Here is a 25,673-nt window from a genome sequence, read left to right as displayed (position 1 = left end):
TGTGATTTGGCGCGGTAAGAATGGGGCGATTGTACGAATTTATGGGAAAGCTGACCACTTTTGTTGACTATCTTAGTTATCATCTAGCGGATTTTTGAATTATAGGAATGTCATAATGAAACGAGTCGTAATCACCGGTATGGGTATTGTTTCAAGTATCGGTAACAACGTCGAAGAAGTTCTAGCGTCTCTTAAAGCGGGCAAATCTGGCATCACTGCATCTGAGCAGTTCAAAGAACACGGTCTTCGTTCGCAAGTATGGGGTGATCTAAAAATCAACCCGGCGGAACACATCGACCGTAAGCAGATGCGCTTTATGGGTGATGCGGCTGCTTATGCATACCTATCAATGGAGCAGGCAATCGCAGACGCTGGTCTTACAGAAGAGCAGGTTTCAAACGATCGTACCGGTATCGTTGCAGGTTCTGGCGGTGCTTCTGCATACAATCAAACGGTAGCGACAGACACGATGCGCGCCAAAGGCGTAAAGCGAGTTGGTCCTTACATGGTTCCTCGTACTATGTCTTCTACTGTTTCTGCTTGTCTTGCTACGCCATTTAAGATTCGTGGCGTGAACTACTCAATGAGCTCTGCATGTGCAACATCTGCACACTGTATCGGCCATGCTATGGAGCTTATTCAACTAGGCAAACAAGATATTGTTTTTGCTGGTGGCGGCGAAGAGCTAGATTGGTCTCAAACTATGATGTTTGATGCGATGGGCGCACTGTCAACCAAATACAATGACACGCCAGACAAAGCATCTCGTACATACGATGCAGACCGTGACGGTTTTGTTATCTCGGGCGGCGGCGGCATGCTGGTTATTGAAGAACTAGAGCACGCACTGGCACGTGGTGCGAAAATCTACGGTGAAATCGTAGGTTACGGTGCGACATCAGATGGCTACGACATGGTAGCGCCATCAGGTGAAGGCGCAATTCGTTGTATGAAGATGGCGATGCAAGACGTTGATGGTGTGGATTACATCAACACGCACGGCACATCGACACCAGTTGGTGACGTGAAAGAGCTTGGTGCTATCCAACAATTGTTTGGTGAGAACAGCCCTGCAATCTCTGCAACAAAAGCAATGACTGGCCACGCACTCGGCGCAGCGGGCGTGCACGAAGCGATTTACTCAACACTTATGCTAGACAAAAACTTCATTGCTCCAAGCATCAATATTTCAAACTTGGACGAAGCAGCACAAGGTCTGGACATCGTGACAGAAGCACGTGATGCAGAGCTAACGACCGTAATGTCAAACAGCTTTGGCTTTGGCGGCACAAACGCAACTTTGGTTATTAAAAAGTACCAAGGTTAACTGAATTTGTTGGCGCCTTGCGAGAGTACTGTAAACGCCAACAATCCAGTTTCCAGAGCTTGATCAGTCACACTGATCGAACAGACGCAGACTCTATCCCATGGAGAGCGGGATAGGATCCTTTTGTTCTGGAACTTTGCCCGGCTATTTAGCCGGGCTTTTTCTTTTCTCTGTTTCTGCTTTTCTCTAGGCTTCCCGTCAATCGATTCTATAGGAGTTACCTCCTTGAGGTTTATTGGTGTTATATCTTGAGATTTTTCGGGAAAAGGGCACAATCGCTTTAGTTTCGCATCTTGCGAATAAACGAACTCTTACAAATGGATGTTAGAACGCTGGCGCTATGAAAATTATTGTTGATGAAAATATGCCGTATGCTGAAGAGCTATTCAGCCAACTCGGTAACGTAATTCTAAAACCAGGTCGTACACTGACCGCCGATGATTTAGTGGATGTTGATGCCCTAATGATTCGCTCAGTCACCAAAGTTAATGCTGACCTGATCAGCAAAGCAAACAAGCTGAAGTTTGTTGGTACGGCCACGGCAGGCATGGATCATGTTGACCAAGCACTCTTAAAAGAGAAAGGCATTTTCTTCACTGCGGCGCCAGGGTGTAACAAAGTGGGTGTGGCGGAATACGCGTTCAGCGTGATGATGGTGCTCGCTCAGCAACAAGGTTTCTCGGTATTTGACAAGACGGTAGGTATTATTGGTGCAGGCCAAGTAGGTAGCTACCTAGAGAAATGTTTGAAAGGCATGGGTATGAAAGTTCTCATCAATGACCCATTCAAACAAGAGTCTGGTGATCCTCGTAGCTTTACTCCGTTGACAGAACTGATTGAAAGCTCAGACATCATTACACTACATACGCCAATCACCAAAGATGGCCCATACCCAACGCATCATTTGATTGATGAGAAGGTATTAAATGGTCTCCGCAGCGATCAAATTTTGATTAACGCGGCTCGAGGTCCCATCGTTGACAACGCTGCTTTGAAGCAACGTCTTTTGAAAAATGATGGCTTTACAGCGGCACTCGACGTATTTGAATTTGAACCAGAGGTTGATATGGAGCTTCTGCCTCTGCTAGCATTCGCAACCCCTCACGTTGCAGGCTACGGCTTGGAAGGGAAAGCTCGCGGTACAACGATGATTTTCAACAGCTACTGTGAGTTCTTAAATAACGAATTACGTGCGCATGCCAGCGATTTACTGCCAACCGCGCCTGTTCCTACTATGGTATTGGACAGAGCTTGGGACGAAGCAACACTGCATAACATCACGCAGTTAATCTATGATGTGCGTAGAGATGACGCTCTTTTCCGCCGTGAAATCAGTAAGCCAGGCGCTTTTGACCTGATGCGTAAAAACTACTGGGATCGCCGTGAATACAGCGCTGTCACGCTAGTGGGTAACAAAACATGTAACCTTGCTCCATTAGCAGAACTAGGTTTTCAGATTGAGGTAAGTCAATGAGCCAGCAATATAATGTTGCCATTTTAGGTGCGACCGGTGCGGTCGGTGAAACAATTTTGGATGTGCTTCAAGAGCGCAAATTCCCAGTAGGCGAAATCTTCCTACTCGCGAGTGAGCGCAGCGAAGGCAAGACTTACCGCTTCAATGGTAAAACGGTACGCGTTCAAAACGTAGAAGAGTTCGATTGGTCTCAAGCGCATATCGCACTGTTTTCTGCTGGTGGTGAGCTATCAGCCAAGTGGGCTCCAATTGCCGCTGATGAAGGCGTGATTGTTATCGACAATACATCACACTTCCGTTACGAGTACGACATTCCTCTTGTTGTGCCAGAAGTAAACCCAGAAGCGATTGCAGAGTTTCGTAACCGTAACATCATCGCGAACCCGAACTGTTCAACCATCCAAATGCTGGTGGCACTAAAACCAATTCACGATGCGGTGGGCATTGAGCGTATTAACGTATCAACTTACCAATCGGTGTCTGGTGCAGGCAAAGCGGGTATCGATGAGCTAGCAGGTCAAACGGCGAAGCTGCTAAACGGTCTGCCTGCAGACAAGAAGCAATTCTCTCAACAGATCGCGTTTAACTGTATTCCACAAATCGATCAAATGATGGAAAACGGCTACACCAAAGAAGAAATGAAAATGGTGTGGGAAACACAGAAGATCTTTAACGATCCATCAATCACAGTCAATCCAACGTGTGTACGTGTTCCTGTATTCTACGGTCACGCAGAAGCACTTCACATTGAGACTCGTTCACCTATCGATGCACAAGAAGTCGTTAACTTGCTTGAGCAAACTGACGGTATCGAAGTGTTCCACGGTGAAGACTTCCCTACACAAGTTCGCGATGCGGGCGGTAAAGACCATGTAATGGTTGGCCGTATCCGTAACGATATCAGCCATCATAGCGGCGTAAACCTGTGGGTTGTTGCTGATAACGTGCGTAAAGGCGCGGCAACTAACGCGGTGCAAATCGCAGAAGTTCTGATCCGCGATTACTACTAAGTCGCTTACAGTTCATTTCAAAGCCTCGCACAGTGCGAGGCTTTTTTGTACGAACGAAACAAAATAGTGTGAGATTAGTACGAATATGGCGAGAGCCACACATTTTTTATTCTCAACGCTATAGTTTTGCATGCGATATCCGATATATTTAACCGATCACCATTTCAAATTGTATTTAGCACAAAACTGAGCCTTCTATGCGTCAAAATTATAAGCGTTTGTTAGCAGCCCTTGTGTTGATGAGCGCGACTCAGACATCATCAGTGGTTCAAGCCGAAGGAATTCGTCTTGTTGGACCGTCTGGTGAAGTGCAATCATCTCCGAGCTATGCTGAAGATATTGAGCGAGCATTACCTGCTCCTCCTGCGAATACTCAACCGTCACGTTTCTTTGGTCCGACTGGTGAAAATCAAACACTATGGTCGATCGCTTCAGAATTACGACCTTCACGCGGTGTTACCGTTCAACAAACGCTTCTTGCCATTTACCGAATTAACCCTCAAGCGTTTGAGAACCAAAACATTCATGAATTGATCCCAGGGAGTCGGCTACGAGTACCTTCTCTAGAGCAAGTGCAAAGCGCGACCACAGCGCAAGCTGTTGCGATTATGAAGGCGCATGAAGCTAAGTTAAAACAGCCGAAGCCGACAAATAGAGCGACGCCAGCACAACGAGTCACCGAGCAACCAAAGCCACAAATTAAAGTAGAACCCAAGCCTGCGACTAAGCCAGAGACAGTGGCAGCAAAGGAGCCAAAACCAACTCCGAAAACAATACCCGTCATCCCTGCGCCACCAGTAACCACCTCTCCGCAGGGTGAAAAGCAGGTCAGTGCGCTGAAGGACAAACTTCAAGGCTCACAAAGTGAATTAGAGTCATTAGAAGAGAAGAACCATCGTCTTCGATTGATGCTGTCAGAAGTGCAAAGCGAAGTCGAAACTTTGAAAAGCGAGTTGAATGACGAAGAACGCATTCGCTCAGAAGTCGAGAAGCTGCTTGCTGAAGAGCGCCAACGCCTTGCTGAACAACAGCGCATGCAACCAAGCACCATGGACAAAATTTTGTCTAATGGTTGGCTCGTTGGTCTTGCGGCATTAATTCCTGGTGCTTTGATTGCGTTGCTAGTTGTTATGCTTCTTGGCCGACGCTCTAAAGCGAAAGAGGAAGAAGCGGCTGCGCAGGAACAGCAAAACGTTGATCCTCTTGCGGCGCCAATCGGTTTAGCGGCGGCGGATGAGCTGGATGAAGAGCTCACGCTTGATGATGAATTGTTTGCAGATGAAGATATCAACGCACAGTCTTTACAAGAAGAGAAGTCAGATTTAGAAGAAGACGTCTTTGCTAACCTCGACGATGAAGAACTTGATTTCAATCTGGAAGGGGACGATGACCCATTTGCAGATATTGGCGATGAGGGTGACCTAGATGTTGGTCTGGATGAGTTTGAGTCATCGAACAATGGTATCCAAGTCAACGGCGAAGAAAAGGCGCTTGGTTTAGAAGAAATGGAGCGAGCCTTAGATGAGGTTGCTCCAGAACTAGAAGTGCTCGATGACGATGAGTCTGGCTTCGATCTTTCGGATGATGCGAATGAGAAATCAGACTCGCTTTCAGACGACGCATTTGCCGAGTTACTTGCAGCCGATGAGCCGTCAGAAGAGTTACCAAGTGACACTGTCGACCAGGATATGCTTGATGACTTGTTTGCTGAACTTGGCAACGATGACTTCGATTTAGATACTGATGAGCCTGAGTTAAAACAGCCCGTTTCGGATGATGACTTTAGTGTAGGAGAGGCATCTGACGACGATATCGATAAGCTATTGGCCCAGTATGAACAACCGGCTAGTGAATCGGAAGTTCGAGAAGCTGACGCCAATGAAGGTCCTGTTCTAGATGAAAACAGTACAGAGCTACTCGATGAACTCATTGATTTTGATGAAGATGACACAGACGAGTTTGATCCACTAAACGAGCTAGAAGCAATCTCTGGTTTTGAAGGTGATGACTCGATCGAAGAGTTAGACGCAGATAGCACAGACTTACTGGACGAACTCATTGATGATGTTACCTCTGAACTTGATGAAGAGACTGAAGCTGATTTAGATCCGTTTGATGATCTGATTCGAGAGGACGAGAGCCCAGAGCAGAATAAATCGGAAGAGGAAGAGTTACTGAAATCACTTGGTTTTGGTGAGCCAGACGCCGACGAAAAGCCATCTCCCGTAGTTGGGTCAGAACAAACTCATGAAGATCAGGACATTGAGTCTGGGTTGGACATCGACGCTTTATTAAGTGAAAGCCAGCCAGACACGCAACAAGCTGTAGAAGATCAACCATTAACCGAGCCAGAGGCTGCCTCAGAGCCATTTAGCAGCGATGAATTTCTTGGTGATTTAGAGGACCTCTCACCAGAGAATGATCCTTTAATGAGCGAGCTAGACGACCTATTTGAGTCAGACAGTGAAGAACTTCTGCCAACAGAACAAGAAAAAGCGGATTTTTCTGCTGAACTTGACGCTCTATTTGATAGTGAAGACGATTTACCGCAGCAAGTTGAAAAAACACAAACGGAGATAGAGGAAGCTTCATCACTACAACAAGAGGCTACCGATACTGATTCAACACAAGAACCATCCGTGGAGTCCGATGCTGAGGTACAGCCTCACGTTGAGCAAGAGGAAGACATTCCAGCCTTCACGCCGACACCAAATACAATAGAAAATGAATTCGGTGTTCCACAAGAAGAAGATTGGCTACTGGATGAGCCTGAATTGGAGCCGGAAACTGAGTCGACCAACGATTCAGAAGAAGAATTCAATTTTGATGAGCTAGATCTTCCAGAATTCAGCGAAGAAGATGCTCTAGCATCTATGGCTGGCGAACCTGCGTTAGAAACGTCCGAGTCCGTTGAACCAGAACAAATTGAAGCCGACTTGCCAGCTGAGTCCGAAGAAGAGTTCAATTTTGACGAGCTGGATCTTCCTGAGTTTAGTGAAGAAGACGCATTGGCGTCCATGGCTGGCGAACCTGCGTTAGAAACGCCCGAGTCCGTTGAGCCAGAACAGGTTGAAACAGACTTGCCAGCTGAATCAGAAGATGAATTCAATTTTGATGAGCTCGATTTGCCAGAGTTCAGTGAAGAAGATGCACTGGCGTCTATGGCTGGCGAACCTACGTTAGAAACGTCCGAGTCCGTTGAGCCAGAACAAGTTGAAGCCGACTTGCCAACTGAGTCCGAAGAAGAGTTCAATTTTGATGAGCTCGATTTGCCAGAGTTCAGTGAAGAAGATGCACTGGCGTCTATGGCTGGCGAACCTGCGTTAGAAACGTCCGAGTCCGTTGAACCAGAACAAGTTGAAGCCGACTTGCCAACTGAATCAGAAGATGAATTCAATTTTGATGAGCTAGATCTTCCTGAGTTTAGTGAAGAAGACGCATTGGCGTCTATGGCGGATGAGCCGGAGTTAGAAACGTCCGAGTCCGTTGAGCCAGAACAGGTTGAAGCAGACTTACCAGCTGAATCAGAAGATGAATTCAATTTTGATGAGCTGGATCTTCCTGAGTTTAGTGAAGAAGACGCATTGGCGTCTATGGTGGATGAGCCGGAGTTAGAAACGTCCGAGTCCATTGAACTAGAACAAGTTGAAGCCGACTTGCCAACTGAGTCCGAAGAAGAGTTCAATTTTGATGAGCTCGATTTGCCAGAGTTCAGCGAAGAAGATGCCTTGGCGTCGATGGAAGAAGAGCCAGAATTACCGAGCTCTGAGACTGCAGATATAGAACCAATCTCCGGTGAGGATGAAGAGTTAAGTTTTGACGACCAAGATCTTCCAGAGTTCAATGAGGAAGATGTTCTCGCGTCAATGAACGAGGGTGCTTCAGGGAGCCCTAAGGTTGAAGCAGAGACATCGAGACCAGCTATTCAAGCCGATAACGATCATGATGCTTTGTTTGAAGTATTTGCGCAGCAAAACGGCTTTGATACTGACCCAGAAGTGCAGCCAACAGCGACAGAGGGTGAGCCGCTCAGTAATTTGGATGATGAATCATCAATGGCTAACCTTCTTGCGGAAGACGCAAACTCAGAAGTATTTGAAGGTAAACTAGACAGTGACACCATCGCAAGTGCAGGTATGGATTTTGAAACCATGCTTGATGTTGGAGATGATTGGGATGGCTTTAAACCCGCTGCTGATAACGTAAGTTCTACTGAAGAAGTGCCTGAGGACCAGCGTGATGTTTGGAATTCGAGTGATGCACTAAGTCAGCCAGAGATCGCGCAAGAAAACTGGGCAGAGCAAAGCGACTTGGATGACTTCGACCCGAAGAAAAATCAATTTATGACGATTGATGAATTGATGGCTCAGGTCGACAGAGAAGGTGGTGAGTTCGAAGAAGAAGACCTTAAGCTCGATGTCGGATTGAACGAGTTTCCAGATGTTATCGGTGAGATCGGCGATATTGACGTAGATAGCAATGCTGAAGCGGCTGGGAAACTGGATTTGGCTAAAATCTATCTCGAGATGAACGATTCTCAAGGGGCGATTAAACTACTAGAAGAGGCGATTGTTTACGGTGAGGATGATATTCGCCGCGAAGCAAAAAGCCTGATTGACGCCATTAATGGCCGATAAACCGAAACAAAAGGGTAGCGTTTGCTACCCTTTTTGTGTCCCGTTAGTAGGATGCTACCTTTATGTCACCCTTGGTGAAACTGGCAACTTGAGGTGACTTGAGTATATACTTCCCGCCCCATTTTAGAGTTCGAAGGTTAAGATGAGAATCGCATTAGGTATCGAGTACAACGGTACAAACTACTTTGGTTGGCAGCGCCAAAGAGAAGTGAAAAGTGTCCAAGAAGAGCTAGAGAAAGCATTGTCCGTCGTCGCTAATCACCCAGTTGAAGTTCAGTGTGCTGGTCGGACAGACGCAGGCGTGCATGGCACGGGACAAGTTGTGCACTTTGATACCAACGTTACTCGAAAAATGGTAGCTTGGACCATGGGCGCAAACGCGAACATGCCGAGCGATATAGCGGTTCGTTGGGCTCAAGAAGTTTCAGATGATTTCCATGCAAGATTCTCAGCGACAGCGCGCCGTTATCGTTACATTATTTTCAATCATGCTTTACGTCCAGGCATCTTAAACTCGGGGGTTAGTCACTATCATGGTGAGCTCGACGAGAAAAAAATGCATGAAGCAGGGCAGTTCCTACTCGGCGAAAATGATTTTACGTCGTTTCGCGCGGCGCATTGTCAGTCTCGCAGTCCATTTCGAAACTTGATGCATCTGAACGTTACGCGCCATGGAAACTATGTGGTTATTGATATTAAAGCCAATGCGTTCGTGCATCATATGGTTCGTAATATCACGGGTAGCTTGATAAAAGTTGGACGTGGCGAAGAGAGTCCTGAATGGATCAAGTGGTTATTAGACGCCAAAGATCGCAAAGTAGCGGGTGCGACAGCGAAAGCGGAAGGTCTGTACCTGGTAGATGTAGACTACCCAGAAGAGTTTGGGTTACCTGAAGTGCCGATCGGTCCACTGTTTTTACCAGATAATTTGAACTAATTTTACAAACTTATTTCAAAATATCGGTAGTGTTTATATTGAATGTGAACGGAAAACATACGCTATTTACGATATCAAAAATAGGTACAACCAGTTTTTTATCTACAGTAGCTGCAAGATATGGTTTAATCCGTCGGTATTATGTCGAATTTATATCTTTCGCAATGAAGCGGAAGAGTTGAGAGAAAAGGTCTTCCATGAGTTGGCTTGAAAAGATTTTAGAGAAAAGCAATCTAGTAAGTTCACGCAAAGCTTCTATCCCAGAAGGTGTGTGGACTAAATGTACCTCTTGTGAACAGGTTTTATACCATGCTGAACTAGAGCGTAACTTAGAAGTTTGTCCAAAGTGTAACCATCACATGCGTATGAAAGCGCGTCGTCGTTTGGAAACATTTTTAGATGAAGGTAATCGAGTTGAATTAGGTTCCGAACTTGAGCCACAGGATAAACTGAAATTTAAAGATTCTAAGCGATACAAAGAGCGTATCTCTGCTGCACAAAAAAATAGCGGTGAGAAAGATGCGCTAGTTGTGATGCAGGGTGAATTGCTTGGTCTGCCGCTTGTGGCGTGTGCGTTTGAATTCTCCTTTATGGGTGGTTCAATGGGTTCAGTCGTTGGTGCTCGCTTTGTGAAAGCAGTGGATGCAGCCATTGAAAATAACTGTGCGCTTGTTTGTTTCTCAGCAAGTGGTGGTGCTCGTATGCAAGAGGCTTTAATGTCTCTTATGCAAATGGCAAAAACCAGTGCTGCGCTTGAGCGTTTATCAGAAAAAGGTCTGCCGTTTATTTCTGTTCTAACTGACCCTACAATGGGTGGTGTATCAGCAAGTTTGGCTATGTTAGGTGATATCAACATCGGTGAACCTAAGGCCCTCATTGGCTTTGCTGGTCGTCGTGTAATCGAGCAAACTGTACGTGAAGATCTTCCTGAAGGTTTCCAGCGTAGTGAGTTCCTACTTGATCACGGTGCTATTGATATGATCGTTGACCGTCGTGAAATGCGTCAGCGTGTGGGTGGTCTTATCGCTAAGATGACTAACCACAAGTCTCCTTTGGTGGTTTCGGTTAACGAATCTCCAAATGAAGAGCCATATTCTGTACCAGAAGCGGACGAAAAAGGGTAAAGTATCAACTAACATAAAAACCAAAGAATTTAATGGTTAAAGTTAGATGACCCAAAACCCAATTCCTCAAGCCACATCTTCATTAGAGATGTGGCTTGATTATTTAGCAAATATTCATTCCTCAGCAATTGATCTAGGCTTAGACCGTGTCCAAGCGGTAGCAAACAAAGCCAATCTTACCAAACCAGCTCCAACCGTAATCACCGTTGCCGGAACCAATGGCAAAGGCTCAACGTGTGCGTTAATGGAAGCCATTTTACTTGATGCTGGCTATTCAGTCGGTGTTTATAGTTCTCCGCACCTGATTCGTTACAACGAGCGTGTACGCATTAATGGCGTTGACGTTGTAGATGCCAAGCACTGTGAAGCATTCGATTATGTAGAAAAGCAGCGTGGTGATGTTAGCCTTAGCCTCTTTGAATTCGGTACGCTTGCTGCGCTACGTATTTTCCAAGTAGAGAAAGTTGACGTTGTCTTACTTGAAGTAGGACTTGGCGGCCGTCTAGACGCCACTAACGTTGTTGACCATGATGTTTCTGTTATTACGAGCTTAGCGATCGATCATGTGGATTGGCTTGGTGATGACATCAATGTTATTGGTTTTGAAAAAGCGGGCATTTACCGTTCAGGGAAGCCAGCAATTTGTGGTCAACCGACGCCACCAGCGACCGTGGCGGCTCATGCTGACGATATTGGTTCTGAGTTCTTCCAAGTAGGTATTCAGTACGATTACCAACTAACTGATAATGGTTGGAAATGGAGCAGTGGGGCATTTGAGTTAGAGGATTTACCAATCCCATCGCTACCATTACAAAATGCAGCCACTGCACTGATGGCACTAGGGGCTTCGGAATTGCAAATCACTGACATAAATATTGTCAATGGCTTGAATAATGCTCGTTTGGCGGGGCGTATGCAGGTACTGCATCACGAACCTGAAATAGTCCTTGATGTCGCTCATAACCCGCACTCTGCTGAGTATTTGGTAGAGAGAGTGAAGCAACAATATCTGGGTAAGAATATCCATATTGTGGTTGCAATGCTGCATGACAAGGACATTAAAGCAACCATTGAAGCTCTAACTCCAGTTGCAACACAATGGTATCCAGCGTCGCTTACTGGACCGAGAGCGGCGACCGCTGATGAATTGTGCCAATACTTACCTGATGGGCAAGTTCATTTTGAAAACCCTGTTGACGCCTTCGAGAGTGCGAGAAGCCACGCAAAGACAGGAGACGTTATTCTGGTGGTTGGCTCATTCCATACCGTCGGAGAGGTATTGGAACATTGGCAATCAAATAATAAATAAGTAAAGGTATTTTGATGGCAAGTAAATTCCAAAGTCGTTTAGTCGGCACCATCATTCTAGTCGCAGTCGGAGTCATTGTTCTTCCCGATGTGCTAGATGGTAAGAAACTGCACTACAAAGAAGAATTTGCCAGTATTCCTATCAAACCAGAACTTGATAGTGATGTGGAAAACTTCGAAATACTAGAGCCAGTGGAAGACGACATTACGTTACCGGATTCTCCGGTTGAAGCTGTAGTGCAAGAACGTGAGGATGCTCAAGTAGCCGTTTCTGAGCCCGAGCCAGTGCCAACATCTAAACCTGAGGTCATCAAACAACCAGAGCAAGTTGAGGTCGTCACTCGTCCTGTTCAAGAGAAAAATCAATATGAAGATTCAGCTTGGATCATTCAGTTGATGGCACTTAAGAATCACGAAAATGCTGTCGCGCTTGTCGCGGATTTGCAAAAGCGTGGTTATCAAGCTCACACAAAGAAAGAAAACGAGTTTACGAGAGTGATTGTTGGCCCTGATGTGTCAAAAAGTAAACTTGAACGACAAGTTCAAGAATTACAAAAAATTACAGGTTCAAAAGGTCAATTGCTTAAATTTAAGCCATTAAATCCATAAGAAAACGTTTGCGTCAGCATTTTTTCTGTTAAAATGCGCGCCAACTTAAGATGAAGAAAAGATGAATTGGATAGATTTTATCATTTTAGGTGTGATCGGATTTTCAGCTCTGATCAGTTTAGTTCGCGGTTTTGCTAAAGAAGCTTTGTCTTTGGTGATTTGGTTCGGAGCGTTTTTTATCTCCAGTAATTACTATGCCAAATTGGCGGTGTACTTCACCAACATCGAAGATGATATGTTTCGTAACGGAGCGGCGATCGCGGCGTTATTTGTCGCAACCTTGGTAGTTGGTGCAGTGGTGAATTACGTCATTGGTCAACTGGTACAAAAAACAGGGCTATCAGGTACGGACCGAATTCTCGGGATTGTATTTGGTGGTCTACGCGGAGTCTTAATTGTTTCTGCGGTGCTGTTTTTTATGGATGCGTTTACTGCATTCCCAAGCTCGGATTGGTGGAAAGATTCACAGTTGATCCCTGAGTTCAGCCGTATCATCGCCCCATTCTTCGAGCATTTACAAGCAACATCAAGTTTTCTGTCTGGCACTATCTAGTAGTGCCAGCTACTGTCGCAAATCGAGGATTAGGACATGTGTGGTATTGTTGGAATCGTGGGCACAACGCCTGTAAACCAGTCTATTTATGACGCGTTAACGGTGTTACAGCATCGTGGCCAAGATGCCGCTGGTATTTGTACCATAGAAAGCAATCGTTTTCGTCTGCGTAAGGCGAACGGTTTAGTCAAGGATGTATTTGAAGCAAGACACATGCAACGCCTGCAAGGCGAGGTCGGAATTGGTCATGTTCGTTACCCTACAGCAGGCAGTTCAAGCGCTTCAGAAGCTCAACCTTTCTACGTAAACTCTCCTTTCGGTATTACACTTGCCCACAACGGTAACTTGACTAACGCTAACGAAGTTCGTCAGAAGCTGTTTGAAAAAGATCGCCGTCATATCAATACCACTTCAGACTCTGAAGTATTACTAAATGTACTGGCGCACGAAATTGACTCAGTAAAAGGAAATGTCACGACCGAAGACGTATTCCGCGCAGTTACCAATGTTCATCGCACAATTCGCGGTGCTTATGCTGTGACCGCCATGATCATTGGTCATGGTATGATTGCATTTCGTGACCCACACGGTATTCGCCCGCTCTGTTTAGGTAAGCGTGAAGTTAACGGCAGAGCAGAGTACATGGTTGCGTCTGAATCGGTGGCATTGGATGCGGTCGGTTTTGATTTCGTCCGTGATGTTGCACCTGGTGAAGCGATTTACGCAACGTTTGACGGTGAGCTTTACACGAAGCAGTGTGCAGATAATCCTAAGCTGAACCCTTGTATTTTCGAGTTCGTGTACTTTGCTCGTCCAGATTCGTTCATCGATAAAATTTCGGTATACAGTGCTCGCGTTGAAATGGGTAAAAAGCTGGGCGAACGTATTCGTGAAGATTACGCAAACCTTGATATCGATGTTGTCATTCCTATCCCTGAAACGTCTTGCGACATTGCACTGCAAATCGCTCAAGCGATCGATATCCCTTATCGCCAGGGTTTCGTGAAAAACCGTTATGTTGGACGTACGTTTATCATGCCTGGCCAGCAACAACGTAAGAAATCAGTACGTCGCAAGTTGAATGCTATTCGTTCGGAATTCAAAGGTAAGAATGTGTTGCTGGTGGATGACTCTATTGTTCGAGGTACAACGTCAGAGCAGATTATTGAGATGGCTCGTGATTCTGGTGCCAAGAAAGTGTACATGGTCTCAGCGGCTCCTGAAGTTCGTTTCCCGAACGTATACGGCATTGATATGCCAAGTGCTACAGAGCTTATTGCCCATGGCCGTGACAACGATACAATTTGTAAGCAGATTGGTGCCGATGCGCTTATTTATCAACGTCTAGAAGATTTGGTAGAGGCGGTCGGTCTTGGAAACCAAGATATTACTCAGTTCGATACATCCGTGTTTAACGGCGAATACGTAACGGGTGATATTGACCAACAATACCTAGACTTTTTGGATGGTCTTCGTAATGATGATGCGAAAACACAACTTGAAATCCAACAGGATTTAGCAAACCTAGAGCTTCATAACGAAGGCGCATAGGGTGCGTTTTCTTAAGTCGTAAAAAAACCAGAGCTTCGGCTCTGGTTTTTTGTTTTCGCTACTTAATTAGTGAATGTTATAAGCGATCACAAAGTCAATAAAGAGGCGAACTTTCTCTGGCAGGTGGTCTTTGTGGTTGTAAAGCATATAAATGTCGCGCGGGTTTGCACTCCAATCTGGCAGTACGCGTACCAAATCGCCGCTCTCGATGTACTCTTTGATCATGACATCTGGCATTAGTGTGATGCCTAAACCTTCGGAACAAGCGCTGCGCACCACATTGAGCGCGTTTGCTTGAAAACGACCACGATCAACATTCACCACAGACTCGCCTTTGCTATTAATCAAGGTCCACTTAATAAGTGGGTACCCTTTTAGCAATGAATGGTTAGAGAGCTCTTCTGCATGATGTGGCGCAGGATTCGAGGTTAGATAGTCAGGGCTTGCAACGAGAATATCCTTCACTTCGCCAATCTTACGCGCGATGAGGCTAGAGTCGCGTTGCGGTCCCACTCGAAAAATTACATCCCATTCAGTAGGGTCAAGCTTGTCCGCATTATTCTCTGTCGTTAGCTCAATGTTGATGTCCGGGTACTGCTTCATAAAGCTGTTGAACATCGGCATCATCATTCGTTTAGTTAAGTTATAAGGCGCGGATATCTTAATCTTGCCGGATGCTCCTCGGCAGTCGTCAGTGATTTCCTCTGCTGCGGTTGTTAGCCTTTGTAGTAAAGGAGAGCACTCATGGTAAAAACGTTCCCCTGCTTCAGTGAGCGAGAGTTTGCGAGCATGACGGTTCAATAGTCGAAGATTGACAGAGTCTTCTAGCGCTTGAATGCGTCGGGTGATGGTCGCAACCGGGATCATGGTTTTTCGCGAAGTTGCGGTGTAGCTCCCATTTTCGACAACCAGTCGAAACAGGTTTAAGTCATCTAATTTCATATTTCCAGACACATTAAATTACCGATTACGGTTAATTTATAATTAACTTTGTGATCAAAGCTTGCTTTAAGTCAACATGTTGCATCATTTGAACACAGCAACCCTGTTTGAGTAAATACTGTTATACGCCGTAATATTTGTATTAATGCAGTTTCCGAGCTAAGTTTTATAACAAGGCAAAGCGGCCTCAGGTCTTGCTGTGACACGTTTTGCTGGAAGTAAACACAACAAAAATAATGACTTAATAATAAATCTGTTTTTTTGACTGAGCTTTGTGAGGGATAAAGGTATGTTTAAGACTCACAGTCAAACGGCAATGGTCTCGGCACAGGAAGTGATTAATCAAAAACTAATAATGTTGGTGGACGATGATCCAATATTTCGTAAAGTAACCAATGCCTATTTAGAAAGTCAGGGTTTTAAAGTAGTAGAAGCAGAAAACGGCCTAGAAGCGCTTCAACAACTCAGGGAATGCCAACCCGATCTTATCTTATGTGATTTATCGATGCCGGTCTTAGATGGTATCGAGTTCGTCGAAGAAGTTAGTCTCGAATACCCATATATGCCGCTTATCGTGGTATCAGGCACGGATGAAATGTCCGATGTCGCGAAAGCGTTGCGATTTGGTATTAAAGATTTTCTTCCTAAACCGATAGGTAATTATGAGCACCTATCTCAGGCGATAGAGAATACGCTAGAAGATACCGATAGCCACTTCTCAGAACAACGTGACTTTTCAAGTCAGTGGTTCAGGGTTGATGATGGTGGTGAAATCCCAGATGAACAAGAGCTATATTGGCATCTGGAATATTTACAACAGAATCCGAGTGCGGCAAGAGATTTACTGCAAGCGCTATTGCCAGAGAAGGATGCTGCTCAGGGAGATTGGCGCTGCTCGTACCGTTTATTGCAATCAACGGATGTGATGCCCTTGGTTTTCGATTATCGTTGGTTAATGAATGGTCAATTTGCGTTTTATCTCGTTGATTCTGCTTCTCAAGCTAATGATGGAGTTGCGACGACATTGCTCGTTAGGGCATTGTTTGACGACTATCTCCGTAACTTGAAAAGTTTCAGTGCTGATCTCAAGGACATGGTAGGGATCATTGAAAAAGGAATTGAGTGTTCGGAGTGTGCGGGTGCAGTCAATGCTGTGTTTGGTGTCGCCGACCTCGCTTCATCCTCGGTCTCTATATTGCCTGCGGGTTTAGATAGCCATTGGTCTGACGGAAATACGAATCAACACATCGCAGCAGGTAACCGTTTAGGGGGAGGAAGTATGAAAAACTTCATCACCCGCGATTTACCGCTTAGTGTTGCAGGACAGTTATCTATCGGGTGTTTAGGTTCTTCAAGTTTTAGTTTAAGTATTACCCGGAAATCCCGACTAGTATAATTATGACTTGCAAACCAATAAGCAGCGTCCTTACGCTGCTTATTATCTTTTTAGAACCACCAACACAACATACGTTTAGTTTAATAACCTTACTTTTTACTGGTGTTTAGATTTGGCTGTTTAATGTATAGTCAGCGCTTAAAACAATAATGACCCATTTGTGCAACGATAATTTAACGCTGTGCCTTGGGAGAAGCAAAGTCAACTAGTGAGAAGACACATCATGGCAGACAAAGATTTTAAAGAGCCTTATAATATTTTTTACTTTTTAGGTTTTATTGCAGTTCTTTTGATCCCAACACTTCCTGCAACGCTAACCTGGCTTCGTGTAATGAATGGTTACGCAGGCTTTTAATCTAGCTATTTTGTACCGGAGTTCACCATTCGTATTAAGCGTTACTTTTTCAATACTGTTGGTGGACTCTGTATTGTGCTCGGCATAGCCGGCATAGCCCTTCCACTGTTACCCACCACACCTTTTATTTTGCTTGCTAGCGCATGTTTTATGCGTGGTAGCCCCGCATTTCATCAATGGTTACATAACCACAAAACGTTTGGACCCATTCTCGACAATTGGCATAAGCATCGGGCTGTTACTTCAAAAGTAAAAAAGCGTGGTGCGATTTTTATTGCGCTTAGTTTCATGGTTTCAATCGTTGTTGTCCCCCTCGTTTGGGTAAAAATTGGTCTTTTAGTGATGCTAATCGTTTTACTCAGCTGGTTTATGCGTCTGCCTGTGATTGAGTTGGTTGCTGACCGAGAAGAAAATCACTAAGATTGTAGAGAATAGTGTGCCCGCTCTTCGAGTGGGCGTTTGTATTTTCAGCGCCTGTGACTTTTACGAAAATAAGCACATAGTGGTGAAAACCTATTGTTCGTTGCCCTCGTGATACTGCGATTAGAGAGGGCGATGAGCCAATCTAAGTAAATCGGTATTATGACTACAGAAACAATTTCACTGATCAAATCTAGCATCAAAAGCATCCAAGACTACCCAAAGCCAGGCATTCTATTTCGTGATGTGACGAGCCTTCTTGAAGACGCAAAAGCATACCAAGCGACGATCAACTTACTTGTTGAACGTTACAAAGATATGGGCTTTACCAAGGTTGTGGGTACGGAAGCTCGTGGCTTTCTATTTGGCGCGCCTTTAGCGCTTGAGCTAGGTGTTGGTTTTGTACCAGTGCGTAAACCAGGCAAGCTACCACGCCCTACTGTTGCTCAATCTTATGAGCTTGAATACGGCGTTGATACACTAGAAATCCATACAGATGCCATCGTTGAAGGCGACAAAGTACTGGTTGTCGACGATTTATTGGCAACGGGCGGTACTATTGAAGCGACGACTAAGCTGATTCGCCAACTGGGTGGTGAAGTTGAGCACGCTGCGTTCGTTATCAACCTACCAGAAATCGGTGGCGATAAACGTTTAGAAGCACTAGGTCTAAACGTGTACAGCATCTGCGATTTTGAAGGACATTAATACATTCAATGAGTTATTTAGCTTTAGCGCGAAAATGGCGTCCTAATCAGTTTGACCAAGTTGTCGGACAAAAACATGTCCTGACGGCGTTGGAAAACGCACTGGCGCAAAACCGTTTACACCATGCTTATCTGTTCAGCGGGACTCGTGGTGTGGGTAAAACGAGTATCGGTAGGCTGTTTGCCAAAGGCTTGAACTGCGAAACCGGCATTACCGCGACACCTTGTGGTAAGTGTGATACTTGTCGTGAAATTGATGAAGGTCGCTTTGTCGATCTTCTTGAAATCGACGCAGCATCACGTACTAAAGTTGAAGACACTCGTGAACTGTTAGACAACGTTCAATACAAACCTGCTCGTGGACGTTTTAAAGTGTACCTCATCGATGAGGTGCACATGCTATCGCGTCACTCTTTCAACGCGTTGTTGAAAACCCTGGAAGAGCCGCCAGAGTATGTGAAGTTCTTACTCGCAACAACTGATCCACAAAAGCTGCCTGTCACTATATTGTCGCGTTGTCTTCAGTTTCATCTGAAACCAATCAGCGTTGATGAGATTCACCAGCAACTTGATTACATCCTAGGTCAAGAGCAAGTTTCAGCAGAGCCAAAAGCGTTGGGTATGATCTCACATGCTGCAGATGGCAGTATGCGTGATGCTCTCAGCTTGACTGATCAAGCAATTGCATTAGGTAACGGTGCGGTGCAAACCGATATTGTCAGCCACATGTTGGGGACGATTGATACCGACCAAGCGATTCACTTACTAGAGTCAATCAGCAGCAAGCAACCTCAACAAGCCATGGATAAAATCCAGCAATTAGCAGCAAATGGTGTTGAGTGGGATGGTTTGTTGCAGCAAGTCGCAACACAGCTTCATCGAATTGCGATGTATCAAGCGCTGCCAGCGTCGCTAGACCGAGCGCAGCCAGATGCAGAAAAAATCGAGTTGTTGAGTAAAGCACTAAGTCCGCAAGACGTTCAGCTTTACTACCAAATTGCATTGAAAGGTCGTGAAGATTTGACTCTCTCGCCAAATGGGCGAGTCGGTCTGGAAATGATTGTGCTGCGTATGATGGCGTTCCGCCCATCAAGTAACAGTGGGGCAAATGTTGTTTCCAGTAACTGCGAATCAGCTTCAGCCCCAGTTCAAAGTGCCAGTCAATCAAAGGCTGCGCCAGCTCAGACCGCAGCTGCCCCTCGAGCTCAACAGCCGAGTCCAGCACAAAGCACACCACAAGTGGCGCCTCAACCTTCATCCAGTTCGCAACCTGAGTATCAAGCGAGTGGATATGAGACGGTTCCACCACAGTATGATATGGCGCCGCCGATGAGTGAAAACCCAGCGCCGCAGCATGAAACGCCACCTCAACAAATGCAAGAGAGCGTTTCAACACCAGCGCGCGGTGGTCTAAGCGGTTTACGTCACCAATTACGTTCTCAGCGTCAAGGCCTACAACAGAATACTCCTCAAAATGGTGGCTCAAAAAAGCCTAAAGCGGCATCTGCACAACCAGAATCGGTTATCGACCGAGTAGCGCAATTGCATGGCAATTCCGCGCAGGTGTCGCCAAACTTAGCTCCGAAGTCGACGGAGCCACAAGTTGAGGAAGCGTATCGCTGGCGTCCAAGCAAGCCTGTTGAGACAAAAGTAAATACAAAACTGACACCTACGCAGCTCAAGCAGGCACTTGAGCATGAGAAAACGCCTGAAATGGCACAAAAGCTCATCGATGAGTCATTAGAACATAATGAATGGGCGAAGCTAATCAGCTTAATGGAGATCCCTAAGCTGGTAGAGCAACTTGCGCTAAACTCTCATTATAGTAAGGAAGGAACAACCGTTTCGTTACTATTGAGAAGCAGCCAAGCTCATTTGAATACTGATAGAGCTCAAGCCGAATTGCTTAAAGCACTTAATACCGTGTTGGGTGAAGAGTGCCACATGAGCATCGAAATAGGGGAGAGTGGAGAAACACCACTTGAACTGAGAGATAGGCTCTACCAAGAGAAATTACAGCAAGCGCTGAACAGTTTAGAAAACGATCCAAATGTTCAATTTATTGAACGTCGTTTTGCTGCAGAGCTTGATAAAGATAGTGTGCGCCCTATCTAATAATCGAATGGAATGGGGTTGAAAACCCAAAGGTATAACCCCATTAATTGATGCAACACCTCATTAAACCAGAGAGATAAACATGTTTGGTAAAGGCGGTATGGGCAACCTAATGAAGCAAGCCCAGCAAATGCAAGATCGCATGCAAAAGCTTCAAGAAGAAATCGCGAATATGGAAGTAACTGGCGAGTCTGGTGCTGGCCTAGTTAAAGTTACTATCACTGGTAGTCACAGCGTACGTCGTGTTGACATCGATGAAAGTTTGATGGAAGACGACAAAGAAATGCTTGAAGATCTTATCGCTGCGGCGTTCAACGATGCAGCCCGTCGTGTTGAAGAAACTCAAAAAGAGAAAATGGCTTCTGTAACTGGCGGTATGCAACTACCACCAGGCATGAAAATGCCATTCTAATCTGCTGATATTTAATTAAGCGGACTTTTAATGCGTACCAGTCATATGCTGGAACAATTGATGGAGGCCTTACGTTGTCTACCTGGGGTTGGCCCCAAGTCAGCGCAGCGTATGGCCTTTCATTTGTTACAGCGCGATAGAAAAGGCGGTTTGCAGCTTGCAGATGCGCTTAGTCAGGCAATGACAGAAATAGGTCATTGTACTGAGTGTCGAACCTTCACCGAAGAAGAAGTCTGTCACATTTGTACCAACCCAAAACGCCAAGAAAATGGTCAAATTTGTGTGGTAGAAAGCCCGGCAGACATCGCAGCCGTTGAAGCAACAGGCCAATATTCTGGTCGGTATTTTGTTCTTATGGGGCATTTGTCGCCATTAGATGGTATTGGTCCAAGTGATATTGGGTTGGATGTCCTTGATTACCGCTTACGTCGCGGTGATGTTACCGAAGTGATTTTGGCGACAAACCCAACAGTTGAAGGTGAAGCCACTGCCCACTACATCGCAGAGCTATGTAAAGAGCACCAAGTTGATGCCAGCCGCATCGCGCATGGTGTGCCTGTCGGTGGGGAGCTAGAGCTTGTTGATGGCACGACGTTGTCACATTCGCTATTAGGTCGACACAGAATTTAATAAAAAGCCGCTGAATTCAGCGGCTTTTTTGATTTTGGGAGTTAGGAACGATTAATCGTTCGATTCTTTACCAAGAAGATTTTTGTAGATAACTGCACCAAGCACGCCACCCACAATAGGAGCAATCCAGAACAGCCATAGCTGAGAAACCGCCCAGTCACCCACATATACTGCGACTGCCGTGCTACGAGCAGGGTTTACTGACGTATTGGTGACAGGAATGCTGATCAGGTGAATGAGAGTCAAACACAGGCCAATTGCGATAGGTGCAAAGCCTTGTGGCGCACGTTTGTCTGTTGCACCCATAATGACAATCAGGAACATCATCGTCATGACAACTTCAGTCACAAGTGCAGCGATCATCGAGTATTGGCCTGGAGAGTGTTCACCATAACCATTGGCGGCAAAGCGAGAACCCACAACATCGAATCCTGCTTGTCCAGATGCAATAACGTAAAGCACGCCACCTGCGATAAGCCCGCCGATCACCTGTGAGATGATGTAGGGAGCAACGTCTTTTGTCTCAAAACGACCGCCAGCCCAAAGGCCAACTGTCACTGCAGGGTTCAAGTGACAACCTGAAATATGACCGATAGCAAATGCCATCGTCAGAACGGTTAAACCGAATGCCAAAGAAACGCCCAACAGACCAATACCCACTTCAGGGAAAACCGCAGCCAACACCGCGCTACCACAGCCGCCTAACACTAGCCAGAACGTGCCAAAAGCCTCAGCCAAATACTTATTCATGTTCTTTCCTGATCTTTAATTAAATGACCCGCTGAACATAGTCGAGAATTGTCAATAAATTGTGAGGGAGATCGCGCGAAAACCGCAAATGGGACGCTATGTGGCAAGAGTTCTCAAGGGTGAGATAAAAGGCTGAGGGGGGAGTGCTAAATCTTGAGTTGGCTTTGATTACTGCCTCGGAGAGAAACAACCGAGGTACTAACTTTAAACGTGTGGTCTAGAGTCGCATTACGTCAATTGTTCTAATTCAGTGATGTTGTCGAGTGCTTCTTGATTGGTGTTGCCGCATACAATCGGACACGGTTTAAAATCGTGACAGACTTTAGGGCGTTCAGGCTTACCAAATAGCTTGCACAAATTGTCGTCGTTGAGTTGCACACAACGAACACCTGCAGGTTTGCCCTTGGGCATTCCAGGTATTGGTGAAGAGATACTTGGCGCAATACAGCACGCTCCACATCCTAATCGACAATCCATAATGTAAACCTCTTAAAAATTAAGGGGGCAATTATGGTCATTTTGACGTGGATTGGAAGAGTGAAGAAAGAAAAAAATAAAAGGGCGCGCTTAACATTACGCTCCCTTTTTGGTTTTTTGCTTTTAAATCATCGTGATTATTTTAAGAAACGGTTATAAACAAACAACAGAATAAATGCGCCTAGTGTTGCGGTAATGATACTACCAATGTTGACGCCAGTTGCTCCGCCGAAACCGAGAATGCCGCCAAGGAAGCCACCTACAAATGCCCCTGCAATACCAAGTAACATTGTTGCAATCCAACCGCCCCCATCTTTTCCTGGCATGAGCCATTTAGCAAGTGCGCCGGCGATTAAGCCCAAAATAATCCAAGAAATAATACCCATGAAAACTCCTTAATGCCTTCTTGATCAATTGAGTAATGGAAACTTGTTTAAGGATAGAACAGTAAAACGAAAGTAGTTGAATATCTCCACCGTTATGTGGGAAGGATGCAAGATCTTCTCAAAACTTGAACTTTTGCGTTGAGAAGAGTATAAATCGCCCCCTAAATTCCCTTGGTGAGACCTGAAGTATGAGCACTCCATTTTGGCAAAGTAAATCGTTAGAGCAGATGACAGAAGAGGAATGGGAATCTCTCTGTGATGGTTGTGGCAAATGTTGTTTGCATAAGCTGATGGATGAAGATACCGATGAAATCTACTATACCAATGTGGCTTGTAGCTGGCTGAACAGTAAAACGTGTTCATGTAAGGATTACCCAAACCGTTTCACTTCGGGTGAAGAGTGCACCAAGCTGACCCGAGAAGACATCGACGATTTTACTTGGCTGCCACACACGTGCGCTTACCGTCTGTTGGCTGAAAAGCAGCCTTTACCAGAATGGCATCCGTTGATTACAGGCTCTAAGTCCGCAATGCATGCGGCAGGGGAAAGTGTCCGTAACAAAGTCGTTTACGAGATTGATGTGGTGGATTGGGAAGACCATATTTTAAATCATCCCAACCGTCCTTAGTCGAATAAAAACAAGCCTTTCATTGATTAAATGAAAGGCTTGTTTGCTATTGGGGCTCCCAACTTTGACGTCTCGCTAACGAAATGCTGCTCAGTTTATTATTTAGTGTTGTAAACTTAGGAGTATGATTTCAACGCTTTACACTTCTATTTCTGATTGTTTTGATCAGGATTGTTCCCTATGAGGTAAACATGACGTTTCATTTCCCCCAGAAACTGCGCCTGACATCTTGGGTGACATTATTCGCACTTGCCGTCATTATGTTCTCCCCAATGGCTGTTCATGCGACTGCTACTGACGACATCCAAGAGCCTTCTGCTGCCGAAATCTCGATTGACAACTTGAACCGAGAGATTGTGGATTTATCCCAAAGCCTCTCGCAAGCGAGTGGCGACGAGCGTGATGCCCTTCAACTGCAACTATTCCAAAAGAATGAAGAATTAAGAAGCCAGTTAGCGTCAGCGATTGAACGTGAAACTATCTCTCGCGACAAGCTGATCTTGCTAGTTAAAAAACAAGAACAATACTCTGAGGACGCGACGAACTATCTATCGGAAAAAATAAAGAAAGTCGTCGAGGATTTAAATAAGGCTAAGGATGAAGAGAAGCTTGCTCTTGTTAATGATTATCGAGAGCTACAGCGTTATCTTGATGTTAGCTTCGATTCGAGCTGGCAAAATCTCGCTTGGTTGAAGGAGCTAGGGGCCCAAAACGAGCGCGCAGAAGCGGAATTAAAAGATAAAATTGATAAACGTATGCGCTTACTGTCTGCTTCAATTGAGTACTTGAGTCAGCAAAGTGAGATCATTGGCTCCCAACTTTCGTCTAGCCCAGAGTCGGAAAAAGCGTCGTTGCAACTTAGTCAGCTCATTACTAAACAAAGGCTAAATATTGCGACAGAAAGCTTACGCAACCTGATTTCAATTGGTGATAAAGTCGGTTTAGAAACGTCTGAATACAAGCGCCAAATTTTTGAAGTGACGGGTAATATCACCCATGATTTACTGAATACCAAAGTTGTGTGGTCAATACTGAGTCACTGGTCCAACTCGGCACTGGATTGGTTTGCCGAGAATGCACCGCAGCATATCTTCCAGTTGTTTGTTTTTGCGCTGATTTTATTGATCGCTCGCGGACTGGCTAAGTTAACTCGCAAAGTCGTCCGTAAAGCAGTTGCATCGAAAAACTTAAAACTTTCCCACTTGATGCAGGACTTCTTTATCTCGATGTCCGGCAAATTCGTGTGGGTGATCGGTATCATGGTGGGCTTATCTCAGCTTGGTTTGAACCTAGCGCCAATCCTAACCGGTTTCGGTATTGCTGGTGTGATTATTGGTTTCGCGTTGCAAGACACGTTATCCAACTTCGCGGCGGGTATGATGCTGCTTATTTATCGCCCATTTGATGTTGGTGATTTTGTGTATGCTGGCGGTGTGGATGGCAAGGTAAGCCATATGAGTTTGGTGAACACCACAATCCGTACGTTTGATAACCAAATTATTATTGTTCCTAACAGCAAAATCTGGGGAGATGTTATTAAGAACGTCACGCATGAACGCATTCGCCGCGTGGATATGGTGTTTGGCATTGGCTATGCGGATGACCTCTTAAAAGCGGAGTCAGTATTGTCTGATATCATTACCTCTCACCCGTCGGTACTTCGCACTCCAGAGCCAATGATCAAAGTTCATACATTAAATACGTCTTCTGTAGATTTTATTGTGCGCCCTTGGGTAAAAACGGATGATTACTGGGATGTATATTGGGATGTGACTAAAGAAGTGAAACTACGCTTCGACCGAGAAGGTATTTCGATTCCTTTCCCACAACAAGATGTGCATTTGCATATGGTGGAGAAGCAAGACGCTTAATCACAGATCCCAACTAGTGAAAGGCACTCTAGATAGAGTGCCTTTTTTGATCT

Annotated in this window: 23 protein-coding genes; 19 read left to right on the top strand and 4 right to left on the bottom strand. The window is 45.3% G+C overall.

The genetic code is table 11. The annotated features are described in order from the left end of the window. Positions 1-115: 115 nt before the first annotated feature. The 10 genes from fabB to purF all read left to right on the top strand — a co-directional run bounded on the left by fabB (position 116) and on the right by purF (position 14,530). Positions 116-1,327, top strand: a complete 1,212-nt coding sequence (fabB, locus tag R7127_RS19475; RefSeq protein ID WP_005380557.1) for a beta-ketoacyl-ACP synthase I — start codon at positions 116-118, stop codon at positions 1,325-1,327. Positions 1,328-1,667: 340 nt separating this feature from the next. Next, positions 1,668-2,801: a 4-phosphoerythronate dehydrogenase gene (locus R7127_RS19470; protein WP_017820801.1), complete on the top strand. Its 1,134-nt coding sequence runs from the start codon at positions 1,668-1,670 to the stop codon at positions 2,799-2,801. Next, on the top strand, positions 2,798-3,811 hold the full coding sequence (locus R7127_RS19465) for an aspartate-semialdehyde dehydrogenase (RefSeq protein WP_005380562.1): 1,014 nt from the start codon (positions 2,798-2,800) through the stop codon (positions 3,809-3,811). Before R7127_RS19470 ends, R7127_RS19465 begins: the two co-directional genes overlap by 4 nt. Positions 3,812-4,008: 197 nt before the next feature. Then, positions 4,009-8,448 carry a FimV/HubP family polar landmark protein gene (locus R7127_RS19460; protein WP_213895657.1) on the top strand — a complete coding sequence of 1,480 codons (4,440 nt, stop codon included), beginning with the start codon at positions 4,009-4,011 and terminating at the stop codon, positions 8,446-8,448. Between the two features lie 142 nt (positions 8,449-8,590). Next, a complete protein-coding gene (truA, locus tag R7127_RS19455) occupies positions 8,591-9,385 on the top strand; it encodes a tRNA pseudouridine(38-40) synthase TruA (RefSeq protein ID WP_017820799.1) in 795 nt (264 codons plus the stop codon). Positions 9,386-9,582: 197 nt separating this feature from the next. Continuing rightward, positions 9,583-10,509: an acetyl-CoA carboxylase, carboxyltransferase subunit beta gene (gene accD / locus R7127_RS19450; protein ID WP_005380583.1), complete on the top strand. Its 927-nt coding sequence runs from the start codon at positions 9,583-9,585 to the stop codon at positions 10,507-10,509. A 46-nt stretch (positions 10,510-10,555) separates the two neighbouring features. Continuing rightward, the gene (gene folC, locus R7127_RS19445) at positions 10,556-11,818 is read left to right on the top strand and encodes a bifunctional tetrahydrofolate synthase/dihydrofolate synthase (RefSeq protein WP_017820798.1); all 1,263 of its coding nucleotides are present in this window, start codon (positions 10,556-10,558) and stop codon (positions 11,816-11,818) included. Between the two features lie 14 nt (positions 11,819-11,832). Continuing rightward, on the top strand, positions 11,833-12,426 hold the full coding sequence (locus R7127_RS19440) for an SPOR domain-containing protein (protein ID WP_005380588.1): 594 nt from the start codon (positions 11,833-11,835) through the stop codon (positions 12,424-12,426). A 61-nt stretch (positions 12,427-12,487) separates the two neighbouring features. Then, entirely contained in the window at positions 12,488-12,979 is a 492-nt protein-coding gene (locus tag R7127_RS19435) for a CvpA family protein (protein ID WP_005380590.1), read from the top strand. A gap of 36 nt (positions 12,980-13,015) precedes the next feature. Then, complete coding sequence (purF, locus tag R7127_RS19430) at positions 13,016-14,530, top strand: amidophosphoribosyltransferase (RefSeq protein ID WP_005380592.1); 1,515 nt, start codon at positions 13,016-13,018, stop codon at positions 14,528-14,530. A 66-nt stretch (positions 14,531-14,596) separates the two neighbouring features. Here purF and R7127_RS19425 read toward each other — a convergent pair whose 3' ends face one another. Next, entirely contained in the window at positions 14,597-15,472 is an 876-nt protein-coding gene (locus tag R7127_RS19425; protein WP_005384959.1) for a LysR family transcriptional regulator, read from the bottom strand. Between the two features lie 289 nt (positions 15,473-15,761). On the opposite strand from R7127_RS19425, the gene R7127_RS19420 reads away from it, so the two are divergent. From R7127_RS19420 to recR, 7 genes are all read left to right on the top strand, one after another. Then, positions 15,762-16,868: a response regulator gene (locus R7127_RS19420; RefSeq protein ID WP_005380606.1), complete on the top strand. Its 1,107-nt coding sequence runs from the start codon at positions 15,762-15,764 to the stop codon at positions 16,866-16,868. Between the two features lie 223 nt (positions 16,869-17,091). After that, entirely contained in the window at positions 17,092-17,223 is a 132-nt protein-coding gene (locus R7127_RS19415) for a hypothetical protein (RefSeq protein ID WP_005380608.1), read from the top strand. Positions 17,224-17,256: 33 nt separating this feature from the next. Next, positions 17,257-17,643 carry a YbaN family protein gene (locus R7127_RS19410; protein ID WP_080276930.1) on the top strand — a complete coding sequence of 129 codons (387 nt, stop codon included), beginning with the start codon at positions 17,257-17,259 and terminating at the stop codon, positions 17,641-17,643. A 162-nt stretch (positions 17,644-17,805) separates the two neighbouring features. Then, entirely contained in the window at positions 17,806-18,351 is a 546-nt protein-coding gene (gene apt, locus R7127_RS19405) for an adenine phosphoribosyltransferase (protein ID WP_005380615.1), read from the top strand. Positions 18,352-18,359: 8 nt separating this feature from the next. After that, a complete protein-coding gene (dnaX, locus tag R7127_RS19400; RefSeq protein WP_064376893.1) occupies positions 18,360-20,465 on the top strand; it encodes a DNA polymerase III subunit gamma/tau in 2,106 nt (701 codons plus the stop codon). An 82-nt stretch (positions 20,466-20,547) separates the two neighbouring features. Next, positions 20,548-20,877, top strand: coding sequence for a YbaB/EbfC family nucleoid-associated protein (locus R7127_RS19395; RefSeq protein WP_005380618.1), 330 nt, complete (start codon positions 20,548-20,550; stop codon positions 20,875-20,877). A 30-nt stretch (positions 20,878-20,907) separates the two neighbouring features. Next, on the top strand, positions 20,908-21,507 hold the full coding sequence (recR, locus tag R7127_RS19390; RefSeq protein WP_033907361.1) for a recombination mediator RecR: 600 nt from the start codon (positions 20,908-20,910) through the stop codon (positions 21,505-21,507). Between the two features lie 51 nt (positions 21,508-21,558). Here the strand turns inward: recR and aqpZ are convergent, their stop codons facing one another. From aqpZ to R7127_RS19375, 3 genes are all read right to left on the bottom strand, one after another. Further along, positions 21,559-22,257 carry an aquaporin Z gene (gene aqpZ, locus R7127_RS19385; protein WP_033907359.1) on the bottom strand — a complete coding sequence of 233 codons (699 nt, stop codon included), beginning with the start codon at positions 22,255-22,257 and terminating at the stop codon, positions 21,559-21,561. Between the two features lie 228 nt (positions 22,258-22,485). Beyond that, the gene (locus R7127_RS19380; protein WP_017820793.1) at positions 22,486-22,734 is read right to left on the bottom strand and encodes a YkgJ family cysteine cluster protein; all 249 of its coding nucleotides are present in this window, start codon (positions 22,732-22,734) and stop codon (positions 22,486-22,488) included. Positions 22,735-22,871: 137 nt separating this feature from the next. Next, on the bottom strand, positions 22,872-23,120 hold the full coding sequence (locus tag R7127_RS19375) for a GlsB/YeaQ/YmgE family stress response membrane protein (RefSeq protein ID WP_005380625.1): 249 nt from the start codon (positions 23,118-23,120) through the stop codon (positions 22,872-22,874). A 188-nt stretch (positions 23,121-23,308) separates the two neighbouring features. On the opposite strand from R7127_RS19375, the gene R7127_RS19370 reads away from it, so the two are divergent. Next, a complete protein-coding gene (locus R7127_RS19370; protein WP_005384948.1) occupies positions 23,309-23,749 on the top strand; it encodes a YcgN family cysteine cluster protein in 441 nt (146 codons plus the stop codon). A gap of 191 nt (positions 23,750-23,940) precedes the next feature. Then, positions 23,941-25,620: a mechanosensitive ion channel family protein gene (locus R7127_RS19365; RefSeq protein ID WP_005380681.1), complete on the top strand. Its 1,680-nt coding sequence runs from the start codon at positions 23,941-23,943 to the stop codon at positions 25,618-25,620. Positions 25,621-25,673 lie beyond the last annotated feature (53 nt).

Source organism: Vibrio sp. 1159, assembly GCF_033340395.1.
Taxonomy (GTDB): Bacteria; Pseudomonadota; Gammaproteobacteria; order Enterobacterales; family Vibrionaceae; genus Vibrio; species Vibrio alginolyticus.
The sequence above is the reverse complement of the archived record's forward strand: the minus strand, read 5'-3'. Positions and strand labels throughout refer to the sequence as shown.